This window comes from Pseudomonas sp. NPDC089996 (assembly GCF_044748405.1).
Lineage (GTDB): Bacteria > Pseudomonadota > Gammaproteobacteria > Pseudomonadales > Pseudomonadaceae > Aquipseudomonas.
In genome coordinates this window covers 51,668-65,184 of the sequence record NZ_JBIVGA010000024.1, presented here as the reverse complement: position 1 = coordinate 65,184, position 13,517 = coordinate 51,668, and the positions used below count along the sequence as shown (strand labels likewise).

The window sequence follows — 13,517 nt, the reverse complement described above, 5'->3', positions numbered from 1 at the left end:
GACCGCATCAAGCTGAGGCTCAATGGCCTGAGCCCTGTCGAGTACAGGACCCAGGCGGCAGCTTAAAACTGTCCAACTTTTGGGGGGCAGTCCACTCTGTGGGAGCGGCCTTGTGTCGCGAAAGGGGTGCGAAGCAGCCCCAGGATCTCTGCATTGAAGCTGATATCGCTGGGGCCGCTTTGCGGCCCTTTCGCGACGCAAGGCCGCTCCCACAAAATCCGTGTCAATAGTGATACCACTTGAGCTCCAGCATCACCTCATTCTGTGCTGTCGCCAGGTGGCTGAACTGCCGCGAAGCACTCAATCTCACCCCAAGGTTCTGGCTGATCTCCCACTGCTGGTTCAAGCTCACACTGCGCCGCACCTCGCCATTGGTGAAGTAATCACCCTTGGCCTCCAGGGTCATGTTGCCCAGCCCGTTGCGCCACAGCAGCCCACCATTGAACCCCGTCGCCGGGGCGATGAACTGGGCGAAGTCGTTGTGATGTTCGACCCGCACCGTGCCCAGGGCAAAGCCCAGCAAGCCATCGGCCAGCTGCCAGGTGCCGCCGGCGCCGCCGTTTACATGGCTGACCAGCACCTCGTCGTCATGTTTGCCCGGCACCCGTTCCAGGCCGCCCGTCACCTGCCAGGACCACGGCTTGAGCAGGGCGTTGCGCGGCGTCAGCGAGCGGATGGTGGCCAGGTCCAGGCGCTGCACCTGCCAGTCGTTGCCCTCGTACTGACGGACCTTGAGCTGCAGGATCTCGATCTGCGCGCCCAGCGGGAAGCCGTAGGCGTTGTCATTGAGGTCGTGGTAGGCCATGCGCAGGCCGTATTCGGCGTAGGCGCGGTCTTCACGAGTGCCGACGCCAAGCTGCCAGGTGCGCGAATCGTGGCCGTCCTCAGGCAAGCCGGGCCGCTCGATCTGCAAAGGCGGCGGCGGGTTGCCGTTGATCGCCCGCAGCAGCTCGAAACTGCGTTTTGCCTGCCCAGGGTCACGCTCATTGCCATTGGCCCGGTAGCGCTCCAGGCGGTACGCGGCATCCTGCACCAGCGCCTGGCGCTCGCGGGGCAGGGCTTTGAATTCAGGGCTTTGCAGCTGCGTGGTGTCGGCACTGACGGCCAGCACCTGGCGTTTCTCGTCGTGGTCAAGTGGTTCGGCGCGGGCCAGCAGTTCGCGTTCGCGGGACGGCCGGTAAGTCTCGCTGGTGACCAGGCCGGACTGCTTCACTGCTTTCACCGTGTCGGTGGGGATGGCGGTGAGCGGGAACTGCGAAGTCAGGTCCAGGCTCGGTCGGGCCACCTGCAGCAGTTCCAGAAGGCGGTAGGAGCAGTTTTCGTCGAAGAAGAAATAATCGAACTGAATCTGCTTCAGTTCCCACACGTGCTCGACCATCCGCCCGGTTTCTTCTGGTGTCAGGTCCAGCTGGTATTCCCACAGGTCGCGGTTTTCCAGGCTGCGGTATTCGGAGAGCTTTTCCTGGTAGGGCATCAGCGCGAACAGGCCGGGGTAGCCGCCCATCAGGCCCTTCCAGGCATACAGGATGCTGTTGTCGCTGCCTTCGATGTAGGCGCCGAAGTTGATTGCGTAACTCAGCAGCGTGGTGTCGTCGCTGCGGGTGTTGGACTGGTCGATGCGCAGCAGGGTGTGGCCGAACATCGATGACGGGCTGTTCAGGTAGGCCGCAGGGAAGATCAGCGCCGCACTGTGCGGGTCGATCGACTGGTACCAGGTCTTGAACTCCTGGCAGTCCGGTTGCGGCAGGCCCTTCAGGTCGAGCTGTTCACGCAGCCATCGGGTGCGTGCGGGGAATACGCACTGGGCATGCTTGTCGCCCAGGCTGGCCGGGGCGTACAGCGCTTCAACCGTGGCCTTGAGCTCCTGGTCGGGGTGGTGCGCGCCGTCTTCGGCGAAGAAGAACGCGTCGTCGTCCACGTAGCTGCGCCAGCCACCAAGCTTGGCGGTTTCATAGTGGCCCAGGGCAATCCAGTAAGGGGTGTTGGCCAGTTGCTGGATACGGCCTGGGTCCAGCACGGGCATGGCATGAACAGGGGCGCAGGCACACAGCGCCAGGGAAGCGAGGCGTTTGAGCATGTCGGGCAACTACTTCTTAACGATGCCGAAAAAAGGCGAAACCCGCCCCGGCGGCCGGGGCGGGAGCAGCTGCACTCAGGCCTCGGTAGCGTATTTGGCCAGGCGAGGGTCGTTCTTGAGAACGGCCAAGGTGTTGCTGTGGACAGTTTCGGCAGTCACGTCGGCGCTGCTGAAGATCTGGTTGAAGTGCTGGTGGGCGACCGAGGCGAAGTAGCCGCGATCTTCCGGCGCGACGCCCAGAACCACGGCATAGGTGGTCAGGGCTTCGCCCTGGCCCATGGCCATGTCTTCGGACAGTTCGTTCATCATGCCGTTCATGGCAAACCAGGACTTGCCGCCGTAGGTCAGCGAGGCCTTGGTCGAGCAGCCGTTGGTGCCCGAGGTCATGCCGAAGGTGGCGTTACCGGAGGTGCCGTTGGTGGTGGAGGCCAGGAAGTGGGCCGGCGTGCCGCGCTGGCCTTCGAACAGCATGTTGCCCCAGCCGCAGTTCGGGCCGCCTGGCGCTTCAGCCAGGGCGTTGAGCGAGACCACGGTGAACAGAGTACCCAGAAGAATCCGTTTCATAGCATTGTTCTCTTTGTCTTAACCAAGGGTCAGGGTTGTCTGGCAACGCGGTTGCCAGGTCGGGAAAGCGTTTCACCCACCCGCGCAGCTTGGAGTTTAGGCATGATCTAAAGGTTGCGTTGTTGATTGCGAAAAATTTGCTGGCCCATGACACCCTCGGCGTTGCGACATGCTGCGATATAAAGTCCCGTGGAGCCTTGCAAGGCGCGCGCGGGCAGCGCCAGAATGCTGCGTATCTGCCCCGCCGAAGTAAGGAAACCCAATGCCCGATCCTGTCGCTGCGCGCCTGCGTCTCGCGCCTGAAGCCCTGACCCGGCGTTTCTCCCCCGAGCAGTTTGCCTTTACCAATACCGACGATCTGGAGCCGTTTCGCGGAGTCCTGGGCCAGGAGCGTGCTGTCGAGGCCCTGCAGTTCGGCGTGGCCATGCCGCGCCCTGGTTACAACGTGTACGTGATGGGCGAGCCCGGTACCGGCCGCTTCTCGTTCGTCAAACGCTACCTCAAGGCCGAGGGCAAGCGCCTGCAGACCCCGGCCGACTGGCTCTACGTCAACCACTTCGACGACACCCGAGAGCCGCGCGCGCTGGAGCTGCCTTCCGGCAGCGCGGCCGAGTTCATCAGCGACATGGGCGGGTTGATCGACAACCTGCTGTCGACCTTCCCGGCGGTGTTCGAGCATCCGTCGTACCAGCAGAAGAAGGGCGCCATTGACCGCGCCTTCAACCAGCGTTATGACCGTGCCCTGGATGTGATCGAGCGCGCCTCGCTGGAAAAGGACGTGGCCCTGTACCGCGATGCCAGCAACGTCGCCTTCACCCCGATGGCCGATGGCAAGGCGCTGGACGAAGCCGAATTTGCCCAGTTGCCCGAAGAAGTCCGCGAGCAGTTCCACGAGGACATCGCCCTGCTCGAAGAGCGCCTCAACGAGGAACTGGCCAGCCTGCCGCAATGGAAGCGCGAGTCTAACAACCAGCTACGTCAGCTCAACGAAGAAACCATCACCCTGGCCTTGCAGCCGCTGCTGGCGCCGCTGTCGGAGAAGTACGCCGAGAACGCGGCCGTCTGCGCCTACCTGCAGTCCGTGCAGCTGAACCTGCTGCGTACCGTGGTCGAGCAATTGGTCGAGGACAGCAAGACCGACGCTGCTGCGCGCAAGCTGCTCGAAGAGCAATATGCGCCGAGCCTGGTGGTCGGCCACCACGCTGACGGGGGGGCGCCGGTGGTATTCGAGCCGCACCCGACCTACGACAACCTGTTTGGCCGCATCGAATACAACACCGACCAGGGGGCGCTGTACACCTCTTACCGGCAGTTGCGCCCGGGCGCGTTGCACCGTGCCAATGGCGGCTTCCTGATCCTCGAAGCGGAGAAGATGCTGGGCGAGCCGTTCGTCTGGGACGCCCTCAAGCGTGCCCTGCAGTCGCGCAAGCTGAAGATGGAGTCACCGCTGGGCGAGCTTGGCCGTGTCGCCACGGTCAGCCTGACGCCGCAGATGATCCCGCTGAACATCAAGCTGGTGATCATCGGTTCGCGCCAGCTGTACTACGCGCTGCAGGATCACGATTCGGACTTCCAGGAAATGTTCCGCGTGCTGGTCGACTTCGACGAAGACATGCCGATGGTCGACGAAAACCTCGAGCAGTTCGCCCAGTTGCTCCGCACCCGCACCAACGAGGAAGGCATGGCGCCGCTGACCAGCGATGCGGTCGCGCGCCTGGCCACCTACAGTGCACGCCTGGCGGAAAACCAGTCGCGCCTGTCGGCCCGCATCGGTGACCTGTTCCAGCTGGTCAGCGAGGCCGATTTCATTCGCCAGCTGGCCAGTGACGAGATGACCGACGCAGGGCACATCGAGCGTGCGCTCAAGGCCAAGGCCACGCGTACCGGGCGTGTTTCGCAGCGGGTGCTCGACGACATGCTCGCCGGCATCATCCTGATCGACAGTGAAGGCGCGGCCATCGGCAAGTGCAATGGCCTGACCGTGCTGGAAGTCGGCGACTCGGCGTTCGGCATGCCGGCGCGCATTTCCGCCACCGTCTACCCGGGCGGCAGCGGCATCGTCGACATCGAGCGCGAGGTCAATCTTGGCCAGCCGATCCACTCCAAGGGTGTGATGATCCTGACCGGGTACCTGGGCAGCCGCTATGCCCAGGAGTTCCCCCTGGCGATTTCCGCCAGCATTGCCCTGGAGCAGTCCTACGGCTACGTCGATGGCGACAGCGCGTCGCTGGGTGAAGCGTGCACGCTGATCTCGGCCTTGTCGCGCAGGCCGCTCAAGCAGTGCTTCGCCATTACCGGCTCGATCAACCAGTTCGGTGAAGTGCAGGCGGTGGGCGGGGTCAACGAGAAGATCGAAGGCTTCTTCCGCCTCTGCGAGGCACGTGGCCTGACCGGCGAGCAGGGGGTGATCATCCCGCGCGCCAACGTCGCCACGCTGATGCTCGACGAGCGCGTGCTGCAGGCGGTGGAGAACGGCATGTTCCACGTCTATGCCGTGAGCCAGGCGGACGAGGCGTTGAGCCTGCTGGTGGGCGAAGATGCCGGGGAGCTGGACGACAAGGGCCAGTTCACTGAAGGCAGCGTCAACGCCCGGGTGGTCGAGCGCCTGCGCGAGATCGCCGAGATGATCAGCGAGGAAGAGATCGAGAAGGCAGAAAAGGAACGCCTGGAAGAGGTAATTGCCCAGGCCAAACCGGCCTGAGTCAATAAAACGGCGCTGGCGGCCATGTGCTACCGTTCAGCGCCGGTTTTCCATCTTTCTGTGCCGTTCTTCTATGCTGGAACTTAAGGACGGTATCAGGGTTCAGGATGGAAACAGCCTGGGTTTCAGGCTGAACAGGGCTCTTTGGAGGGGGACGCGGCCATGCGCAACCTCAGCCTTACTCGCCAGTGCCTGGGCCTGGTGACCCGCATCGAATGCAGCATCCGCCCACTGGCCGGCGACAATGGTATGTGGACCTTGCTGTTCGCCGCCGGCATGTCCGGTGAGCAACCTTCGGCAATCAAGGCACAGGGGCCGTTTCACGGGCCGATGGTGGCCGAATCGGTGCTCAATGCCATTGTCGACAGCCTGACCCTGCATGGGTATCAGGTTGCCGATGACCCCCAGATCTGGTGCCTGCACCTGCAGGCCCAGTTGCGGCGGATCAACGGCGAACGCTGCCGCAACCTTGGGGATTACCAGTTCCACCCTGAAACCTGAACCTCTACCGGGCGCTGCGGCATCGAGCCGCAGGCTTTTGCTGTCACAGGTGGCTGGCTATACTCGCGCTCGCTTTTCCAGTCACCTGACGAGTTCAAGACCCTCCATGGAACGTATTCTCGAAAACGCGATGTATGCCTCGCGCTGGCTGCTCGCTCCCATCTACTTCGGTTTGTCCCTCGGCTTGCTGGCCCTGGCGCTGAAGTTCTTTCAGGAAGTCGTGCACGTCCTGCCCAACGTCTTCGCCCTGAGCGAAGCGGACCTGATCCTGGTCATCCTGTCGCTGATCGACATGTCGCTGGTGGGTGGCCTGCTGGTGATGGTGATGATTTCCGGCTACGAGAACTTCGTCTCGCAACTGGACATCGACGAGAGCAAGGAGAAGCTCAACTGGCTGGGCAAGATGGATTCTTCCTCGCTGAAGATGAAGGTTGCCGCTTCGATCGTGGCGATTTCGTCCATCCACCTGCTGCGGGTGTTCATGGATGCGCAGAACATCTCCACCGACTACCTGATGTGGTATGTAATCATCCACATGACCTTTGTGATCTCGGCCTTCTGCATGGGCTACTTGGACAAGCTGACCAAGCACTGACAACTGGCGCGGTGTCCTGTGTAGGAGCGGCCTTGTGTCGCGAAAGGGCTGCACAGCAGCCCCTGGATTTATGCGTTTGAGCTGATATTGTTGGGGCCGCTCTGCGGCCCTTTCGCGACGCAAGGCCGCTCCCACAGGGATCTGATCCAACTGACGAGCGGCGTCAGTTACGCCTTGTGCAATTACCCGATCCGTACAAAAAATGAGCACTCATGCGTGGTTCCCAAAGCGAGGTGCTCTCATGAACCTGCATCAGCTCAACACCGAGGCCAGGGCCGGCCATGTCGACGAACTTAACCTGATTGCCATCGAAGGCGGCGACTACCTGATCGAGGCCCGGGTCAAAGGCCATGCTCACCCGCTGTCCGATACCCGTGGTGAGCGCATGCGGGTGCGCTCGGTGGAAGATGCGCGCGAGCGGCTGAAAGGCATTCCGATGCTGTCGATGCACCTCGTGCACTGGTCGGTGCAGGACGAAATGTGCGGCATGAGCTCGCACCCGGAAGAAGACCTGAAGGTGCCGATTTCCCAGCGTTCGGCCTGGTAGCTGCTCGCGGCGCCCCAGTGTGCTAGGCTGCTCGCCCTTTTCATCAAGGGCGCGGCTGCACTGCGCCCTGCAGTGGAGCACGACAATGTCCGAACTCAACCTGTCCACCGACGAAACCCGCGTCAGCTACGGCATCGGCCGTCAGCTGGGCGGCCAGCTGCGCGACAACCCGCCACCGGGCGTGAGCCTGAAAGCCATCCTGGCCGGCCTGACCGACGCCTTCAACGGCGCCGACAGCCGCGTCAGCGAAGCCGACCTGTCGGCCAGCTTCAAGGTCATCCGCGAGCTGATGCAAGCCGAAGCGGCCGCCAAGGCTGAAGCCGCCGCTGCCGCTGGCAAGGAATTCCTGGCCGAAAACGCCAAGCGTGATGGCATCACCACCCTGGCTTCGGGCCTGCAGTTCGAAGTGCTGACCGCAGGTGAAGGCGCCAAGCCGACCCGCGAAAGCAACGTGCGCACCCACTACCACGGCACCCTGATCGACGGCACTGTGTTCGACAGCTCCTACGACCGTGGCCAGCCGGCTGAATTCCCGGTTGGCGGCGTGATCGCTGGCTGGACCGAAGCCCTGCAGCTGATGAACGCCGGCAGCAAATGGCGCCTGTACGTGCCGAGCGAGCTGGCCTACGGCGCCCAAGGCGTTGGCAGCATCCCGCCGCACAGCACCCTGGTGTTCGACGTCGAGCTGCTCGACGTTCTGTAAGGCCTTTGAGGCCGGCGCTGCCGGCCTCAATTCCAGTCTGTTCCCCCTGGGCGCAAGGCCCGTGCATAGCAGAACAGAAACAGATTCCGCACCAGCTCCTTGAGCACCATCGGCTCACTCGAATTCAACCCGTACAGGTCCAGGTCACCCTGGTCGCGCAGCTCGTCCAGCGCTTCTTCTTCAAGCACCGCACACACCTCACCGGTTTCCCGGTGAAGAATGCGCAGATAGGGATGGGGGCGGTCCAGCCAGGCGTCGATCAGATAAGTCATGGCTATTCTCCTTGGATAGCGGTTCCAATGAGAATAATTCTTATTATCAGAATAGCAAGTGCCAATTGGCGGATTTTGTAATCAGACCTTACGTACGAATTCCGACTTCAGCTTCATCGCGCCGATGCCATCGATCTTGCAGTCGATGTCGTGGTCGCCGTCGCACAGGCGGATGTTCTTGACCTTGGTACCGACCTTGACCACCAGGGACGAGCCCTTGACCTTGAGGTCCTTGATCACGGTAACGGTATCGCCATCCTGCAGGACGTTGCCAACCGAATCCTTTTTCACCACGTCATCGCTGGCCGCTTCGGCTTCGCCGCTGGCCGACCACTCGTGGGCGCACTCCGGGCAGATCAGCTGGGTGCCGTCCTCGTAGGTGTATTCGGAGTTGCATTTGGGGCAGGGTGGCAGAGTGCTCACTTCGGTTCCTTAAACAGACGGGCGGTTAAAGGCCCATATTGTATAAGGTTTTGTGGGGGAAGTGTTTTTGTCCGTACAAAAGCTTCGCGGGCAAGCCCGCACACAGGGGTACCACAAGCCTGAAAACTGTGGTGATCCTGTGGGAGCGGGCTAGTCGGGTCGCCGCACCGCCGCGAAGAAGGCGACTCGGTCTGTCAGTGGGTACGCGCGACCGCAAACTCGCTCAGCTCGACCAGCGCATCCCGGTACTCGCTGGCCGGCAGCACTTCCAGGCAGGCGATGGCACGCTTGACGTAATCCCGCGCCAGCTCGGCGGTGTACTTCAGCGCCCCCGAAGCCTCGACAGCCTCACGAATCTGCTCAAGGTCTTCCAGGCCACCCTTCTGGATCGCCTTGCGCACCAGTGCCGCCTGCTCTGGCGTACCTTCACGCATGGTGTAGATCAGCGGCAGAGTCGGCTTGCCTTCGGCCAGGTCGTCGCCGACGTTCTTGCCCAGGGCTTCGGCATCGCCTTCGTAGTCGAGCAGGTCGTCGACCAGCTGGAAGGCCACGCCCAGGTGGTCACCGAAGGTGCGCAGGGCCTCGCGCTGTTCTTCGCTGGCCTCGGCCAGCGCGGCGGCGCTGTGGGTGGAGGCTTCGAACAGCATCGCGGTCTTGCCGCGGATGACGTCCATGTAGACCTCTTCGGTGGTGCTCGCATCGCGCACCCGGGACAGCTGCAGCACTTCGCCTTCGGCGATCACCCGGGTGGCCTTGGAGAGGATCTGCATGACCGGCATCGAGCCCAGCTCGACCATCATCTCGAATGAACGCGAATAGAGGAAGTCGCCCACCAGCACGCTCGGCGCGTTGCCCCACAGGGCATTGGCGGTGGAGCGGCCACGGCGCATGCCGGACATGTCGACCACGTCGTCGTGCAGCAGGGTGGCGGTGTGCAGGAACTCGATGGTCGCGGCCAGCAGGCGCAGGTCGGCACCTTCACGGCCCAGGGCCTTGCCGCACAGTAGTACCAACAGCGGGCGCAGGCGCTTGCCACCGGCGGACGTGATATAGTCGCCGATCTTCGATACCAGCGGCACGCGCGAGGTCAGCTGCTTCTTGATGATCTCGTCGACGGCGCTGAAATCGTCAGCTACCGCGCGGTAGAAGGTTTGGGGTTGCATCGGCTGCTCCAGTGAGGTTGCGCGGCATGCTAGGTCGCGGGTCCCGGTGTGTCAAGGCGCGGTGCCCGCGGGCCGGGGGCGGGACTTGCAAGCAAAACCCGGGTTGCGTACAATCGCGCACCCTAACTTCCTGGGCAGCACCTGCCTTACGCAATTGCACAGGGCCGTTCCAGCCCCGTGCAGCCATGCCAGCCAATACTCATCATATAAAGCGCTGGGTGAGCAGGATTATCGGAGAAATACCCATGTCTTACGCAGTAATCGTTACCGGCGGCAAGCAGTACAAAGTCGCTGAAGGTGAATTCCTCAAGATCGAAAAACTGGAAGTCGCCACTGGCGAATCCGTGACCTTCGATCGCGTTCTGCTGGTTGCCAACGGTGAAGAAGTCACCATCGGCGCACCAGTCGTCGCCGGCGCTAAAGTGGTTGCCGAAGTCGTTTCGCAAGGCCGTCACGACAAGGTTCGCATCATCAAGTTCCGTCGTCGTAAGCACCACATGAAGCGTATGGGCCACCGCCAGTGGTTCACCGAGATCAAAATCACCGGTATCCAGGCTTAATCGCCCGGTTCCCCTGAATTTACTGGAGAATTGAACCATGGCTCACAAGAAGGCTGGTGGTAGTACTCGTAACGGTCGCGACTCAGAATCGAAACGCCTTGGCGTGAAGATGTATGGCGGCCAGGTTATCAAGCCAGGCAACATCATCGTCCGTCAGCGCGGCACCGAATTCCACGCTGGCTACGGCGTTGGCATGGGCAAGGATCACACCTTGTTCGCCAAGATCGAAGGCGTGATCAAGTTCGAGAAGAAAGGCGAGTTCATGCGCCGTTACGTGAGCATCGTCGCCGCTTAATCGCGACGTCGCTCCAGAAGCCCCGTCATGCGACGGGGCTTTTTCGTTTGTGGTGAGCCTCTTGCAAAGCTGTTTGTCTGGGTTGCCGGCGTTGGTTTCTACGGTCGTACGGGGCCGCCGCGCTCATTTTTGCAAGAGCCTCATGTTTTTGAGTCATTCAGCTCGTCTGCCGACGAGAGGCGGTTTTAATGAAGTTTGTTGACGAAGTATCCATTCGGGTCAAAGCCGGTGATGGCGGTAACGGTTGCATGAGCTTCCGCCGCGAGAAGTTCATCGAGAACGGCGGCCCCAACGGCGGTGACGGTGGTGACGGTGGGTCGGTGTACATGGTGGCCGACGAAAACCTCAACACTCTGGTCGACTATCGCTACACCCGTCACCACGAAGCCCAGCGCGGCTCCAACGGCGGCAGCACCGATTGCACCGGCAAGAAGGGTGAAGACCTGTTCCTGCGCGTACCGGTCGGCACCACCGTGATCGACGCCTCGACCCAGGAAGTGATCGGCGACCTGATCACCCCGGGCCAGAAGCTGATGGTCGCCCAGGGCGGCTGGCACGGCTTGGGCAACACCCGCTTCAAGTCCAGCACCAACCGTGCGCCGCGCCAGACCACCCCAGGCAAGCCGGGTGACCAGCGCGACCTGAAGATGGAAATGAAGGTATTGGCCGACGTTGGCCTGCTGGGCCTGCCGAACGCGGGCAAGAGCACCTTCATCCGTTCGGTCTCCGCTGCCAAGCCGAAAGTAGCCGACTACCCGTTCACCACCCTGGTGCCAAACCTGGGCGTGGTCAGTGTCGACCGCTGGAAGAGCTTCGTCATCGCCGACATCCCCGGCCTGATCGAAGGCGCTTCCGACGGTGCCGGCCTGGGTATTCGCTTCCTCAAGCACCTGGCGCGTACCCGCGTGCTGCTGCACCTGGTCGACATCGCGCCGCTGGACGAAAGCAGCCCGGCCGATGCTGCCGAAGTGATCGTCAACGAACTGACCCGCTTCAGCCCGTCGCTGGCCGAGCGCGAGCGCTGGCTGGTGCTGAACAAGTCGGACATGGTCATGGACGACGAGCGTGATGAGCGTGTTCAGGAAGTGATCGATCGCCTGGAATGGGAAGGTCCGGTCTACGTGATTTCGGCTATCTCCAAGCAGGGTACCGACAAGCTCAGCCACGACCTGATGCGCTACCTCGAAGACCGCGCTGACCGCCTGGCCAACGACCCGGCCTATGCCGAAGAGCTGGCCGACCTCGACCAGCGCATCGAAGACGAAGCCCGCGCCCAGCTGCAGGCCCTGGACGACGCCCGTACCCTGCGTCGCACCGGCGTCAAGAGCGTGCACGACATCGGCGACGATGATGGCTGGGATGATGATTTCGAGGACGACGAAGACGGCCCGGAAATCATTTACGTGCGCGACTGACCGGTTGCAGTACACTGAACGCCGCTCTCAGGAGCGGCGTTTTTGTATCCACTGTATCTACAGATTCGACATAGGTTGGAAGACGATGCGAAGCAAGGTGACGGGCGCCAAGCGCTGGGTCGTGAAGATTGGCAGCGCCCTGCTGACCGCCGATGGCAAGGGCCTCGACCGCGGCGCCATGGCCGTTTGGGTCGAGCAGATGGTCGCGCTGCGTGAAGCAGGCGTGGAGTTGGTACTGGTCTCATCCGGGGCCGTGGCTGCCGGCATGAGCCAGCTGGGCTGGTCGTCGCGACCGAGTGCGATGAACGAGCTGCAGGCAGCCGCCTCGATCGGCCAGATGCGCCTGGTGCAGGCCTGGGAGTCGAGCTTCGGCGAGCACGGCAAGCACACCGCGCAGATTCTCCTGACCCACGATGACCTGTCCGACCGCAAGCGTTACCTGAACGCCCGCAGCACCCTGCGCACCCTCGTCGACCTGGGCGTGGTGCCGGTCATCAACGAGAACGACACCGTGGTCACCGACGAAATCCGTTTCGGCGACAACGACACCCTGGCCGCACTGGTGGCCAACCTGGTGGAAGCCGACCTGCTGGTGATCCTCACCGACCGCGACGGCATGTTCGACGCCGACCCGCGCAACAACCCAGAAGCCCAGCTGATCTACGAAGCCCGCGCCGACGACCCGTCGCTGGATGCCGTGGCCGGTGGTACCGGCGGTGCCCTGGGCCGTGGCGGCATGCAGACCAAGCTGCGCGCCGCGCGTCTGGCAGCCCGTTCCGGCGCCCACACCATCATCATCGGTGGCCGGATCGAGCGCGTGCTGGACCGTCTGAAGACTGGTGAGCGCCTGGGCACGCTGCTGTCGCCCGAGCGCGGCATGCTGGCGGCCCGCAAGCAGTGGCTGGCTGGCCACCTGCAGACCCGCGGCACCTTGGTGCTCGATGCTGGCGCCGTGCAGGCGCTGCGTGGAGCGAACAAGAGCCTGCTGCCGGTCGGCGTGAAGACCGTGCAGGGCAGCTTCCGCCGGGGCGAGATGGTGGTTTGCGTCGGCCCGGATGGCGTCGAGGTGGCCCGTGGCCTGGCCAATTACAGCGCGCTGGAAGCGCAGAAGATCATCGGCCAGCCGTCCGATCAGATCGAGGGCGTGCTGGGCTATATCGCCGAGCCGGAGCTGGTGCACCGCGACAACCTGGTGTTGGTATGAAGGTGCTCAAGCGGGCGATCGCCCTGGCAGCTTTTACCCTGCCGGTGCTGGCCGGGGCCGAGGAGATTGGCCAGGTGTCCACCGTGTTCAAGTTCGTCGGGCCAAATGATCGCATTGTGGTCGAGGCTTTTGACGACCCGAAGGTCGAGGGCGTGACCTGCTACCTGTCGCGGGCCAAGACTGGCGGCGTGAAGGGTGGGTTGGGGTTGGCTGAAGATCGCGCGGAGGCTTCGATTGCCTGCCGGCAGGTGGGGCCGATCAACTTCAAGGGGGAGTTGAAGGACGGTGAGGAGGTGTTCAAGGAGCGCACTTCGCTGGTGTTCAAGACCATGCAGGTGGTGCGCTTCCTGGACAAGAAGCGCAATACGCTGGTGTACCTGGTGTACAGCGACCGCATGATCGAGGGCAGCCCGCAGAATGCGGTGACGGCGATTCCGATCCTGCCTTGGGCTCACTGATAGTTTGCTAGATTGCCGGGAGGCCTTTGGCCTCCTTTC

Annotated in this window: 15 protein-coding genes; 10 read left to right on the top strand and 5 right to left on the bottom strand. The window is 62.7% G+C overall.

Going from position 1 to position 13,517, the window contains the following annotated elements; all coding sequences use genetic code 11:
- Positions 1-223 precede the first annotated feature (223 nt).
- A complete protein-coding gene (locus ACIPW4_RS26300) occupies positions 224-2,077 on the bottom strand; it encodes a DUF4105 domain-containing protein (protein WP_400663333.1) in 1,854 nt (617 codons plus the stop codon).
- A gap of 75 nt (positions 2,078-2,152) precedes the next feature.
- A complete protein-coding gene (locus ACIPW4_RS26295; protein ID WP_400663330.1) occupies positions 2,153-2,641 on the bottom strand; it encodes a DUF3015 domain-containing protein in 489 nt (162 codons plus the stop codon).
- Positions 2,642-2,903: 262 nt separating this feature from the next.
- On the opposite strand from ACIPW4_RS26295, the gene ACIPW4_RS26290 reads away from it, so the two are divergent.
- The 5 genes from ACIPW4_RS26290 to ACIPW4_RS26270 all read left to right on the top strand — a co-directional run bounded on the left by ACIPW4_RS26290 (position 2,904) and on the right by ACIPW4_RS26270 (position 7,688).
- Positions 2,904-5,342, top strand: coding sequence for a Lon protease family protein (locus ACIPW4_RS26290; protein ID WP_400663327.1), 2,439 nt, complete (start codon positions 2,904-2,906; stop codon positions 5,340-5,342).
- Between the two features lie 162 nt (positions 5,343-5,504).
- On the top strand, positions 5,505-5,843 hold the full coding sequence (locus ACIPW4_RS26285) for a hypothetical protein (RefSeq protein ID WP_294339371.1): 339 nt from the start codon (positions 5,505-5,507) through the stop codon (positions 5,841-5,843).
- A gap of 106 nt (positions 5,844-5,949) precedes the next feature.
- Positions 5,950-6,438 carry a TIGR00645 family protein gene (locus tag ACIPW4_RS26280; protein WP_012270428.1) on the top strand — a complete coding sequence of 163 codons (489 nt, stop codon included), beginning with the start codon at positions 5,950-5,952 and terminating at the stop codon, positions 6,436-6,438.
- A 241-nt stretch (positions 6,439-6,679) separates the two neighbouring features.
- Positions 6,680-6,985, top strand: coding sequence for a DUF6482 family protein (locus ACIPW4_RS26275; protein ID WP_400663323.1), 306 nt, complete (start codon positions 6,680-6,682; stop codon positions 6,983-6,985).
- Between the two features lie 85 nt (positions 6,986-7,070).
- Positions 7,071-7,688, top strand: a complete 618-nt coding sequence (locus ACIPW4_RS26270) for an FKBP-type peptidyl-prolyl cis-trans isomerase (protein WP_400663320.1) — start codon at positions 7,071-7,073, stop codon at positions 7,686-7,688.
- A 26-nt stretch (positions 7,689-7,714) separates the two neighbouring features.
- Here the strand turns inward: ACIPW4_RS26270 and ACIPW4_RS26265 are convergent, their stop codons facing one another.
- The 3 genes from ACIPW4_RS26265 to ACIPW4_RS26255 form a co-directional block, all read right to left on the bottom strand.
- The gene (locus tag ACIPW4_RS26265) at positions 7,715-7,960 is read right to left on the bottom strand and encodes a hypothetical protein (RefSeq protein WP_159412164.1); all 246 of its coding nucleotides are present in this window, start codon (positions 7,958-7,960) and stop codon (positions 7,715-7,717) included.
- An 81-nt stretch (positions 7,961-8,041) separates the two neighbouring features.
- Entirely contained in the window at positions 8,042-8,383 is a 342-nt protein-coding gene (locus ACIPW4_RS26260) for a zinc ribbon domain-containing protein YjdM (protein ID WP_023382397.1), read from the bottom strand.
- A gap of 194 nt (positions 8,384-8,577) precedes the next feature.
- Complete coding sequence (locus ACIPW4_RS26255; RefSeq protein ID WP_400663315.1) at positions 8,578-9,546, bottom strand: polyprenyl synthetase family protein; 969 nt, start codon at positions 9,544-9,546, stop codon at positions 8,578-8,580.
- A 245-nt stretch (positions 9,547-9,791) separates the two neighbouring features.
- On the opposite strand from ACIPW4_RS26255, the gene rplU reads away from it, so the two are divergent.
- From rplU to ACIPW4_RS26230, 5 genes are all read left to right on the top strand, one after another.
- Positions 9,792-10,106 carry a 50S ribosomal protein L21 gene (rplU, locus tag ACIPW4_RS26250; protein ID WP_003247466.1) on the top strand — a complete coding sequence of 105 codons (315 nt, stop codon included), beginning with the start codon at positions 9,792-9,794 and terminating at the stop codon, positions 10,104-10,106.
- A gap of 37 nt (positions 10,107-10,143) precedes the next feature.
- Positions 10,144-10,401 (top strand): 50S ribosomal protein L27, encoded by a 258-nt coding sequence (gene rpmA / locus ACIPW4_RS26245; RefSeq protein ID WP_003247464.1) that lies wholly within the window; start codon positions 10,144-10,146, stop codon positions 10,399-10,401.
- Positions 10,402-10,589: 188 nt separating this feature from the next.
- Positions 10,590-11,816 carry an Obg family GTPase CgtA gene (gene cgtA / locus ACIPW4_RS26240; protein ID WP_400663312.1) on the top strand — a complete coding sequence of 409 codons (1,227 nt, stop codon included), beginning with the start codon at positions 10,590-10,592 and terminating at the stop codon, positions 11,814-11,816.
- Between the two features lie 85 nt (positions 11,817-11,901).
- Entirely contained in the window at positions 11,902-13,020 is a 1,119-nt protein-coding gene (gene proB / locus ACIPW4_RS26235; protein ID WP_400663309.1) for a glutamate 5-kinase, read from the top strand.
- A complete protein-coding gene (locus tag ACIPW4_RS26230) occupies positions 13,017-13,478 on the top strand; it encodes a CreA family protein (RefSeq protein ID WP_400663306.1) in 462 nt (153 codons plus the stop codon). Before proB ends, ACIPW4_RS26230 begins: the two co-directional genes overlap by 4 nt.
- Positions 13,479-13,517: the final 39 nt, after the last annotated feature.

Coding starts and splice junctions, on each gene's coding strand:
- proB (WP_400663309.1), top strand. CDS start 11,902: ATGCGAAGCAAGGTGACGGGCGCCAAGCGCTGGGTCGTGAAGATTGGC.
- cgtA (WP_400663312.1), top strand. CDS start 10,590: ATGAAGTTTGTTGACGAAGTATCCATTCGGGTCAAAGCCGGTGATGGC.
- ACIPW4_RS26275 (WP_400663323.1), top strand. CDS start 6,680: ATGAACCTGCATCAGCTCAACACCGAGGCCAGGGCCGGCCATGTCGAC.
- ACIPW4_RS26300 (WP_400663333.1), bottom strand. CDS start 2,077: ATGCTCAAACGCCTCGCTTCCCTGGCGCTGTGTGCCTGCGCCCCTGTT.
- ACIPW4_RS26280 (WP_012270428.1), top strand. CDS start 5,950: ATGGAACGTATTCTCGAAAACGCGATGTATGCCTCGCGCTGGCTGCTC.
- ACIPW4_RS26265 (WP_159412164.1), bottom strand. CDS start 7,960: ATGACTTATCTGATCGACGCCTGGCTGGACCGCCCCCATCCCTATCTG.
- ACIPW4_RS26270 (WP_400663320.1), top strand. CDS start 7,071: ATGTCCGAACTCAACCTGTCCACCGACGAAACCCGCGTCAGCTACGGC.
- ACIPW4_RS26285 (WP_294339371.1), top strand. CDS start 5,505: ATGCGCAACCTCAGCCTTACTCGCCAGTGCCTGGGCCTGGTGACCCGC.
- ACIPW4_RS26255 (WP_400663315.1), bottom strand. CDS start 9,546: ATGCAACCCCAAACCTTCTACCGCGCGGTAGCTGACGATTTCAGCGCC.
- ACIPW4_RS26290 (WP_400663327.1), top strand. CDS start 2,904: ATGCCCGATCCTGTCGCTGCGCGCCTGCGTCTCGCGCCTGAAGCCCTG.
- ACIPW4_RS26230 (WP_400663306.1), top strand. CDS start 13,017: ATGAAGGTGCTCAAGCGGGCGATCGCCCTGGCAGCTTTTACCCTGCCG.
- ACIPW4_RS26295 (WP_400663330.1), bottom strand. CDS start 2,641: ATGAAACGGATTCTTCTGGGTACTCTGTTCACCGTGGTCTCGCTCAAC.
- rpmA (WP_003247464.1), top strand. CDS start 10,144: ATGGCTCACAAGAAGGCTGGTGGTAGTACTCGTAACGGTCGCGACTCA.
- rplU (WP_003247466.1), top strand. CDS start 9,792: ATGTCTTACGCAGTAATCGTTACCGGCGGCAAGCAGTACAAAGTCGCT.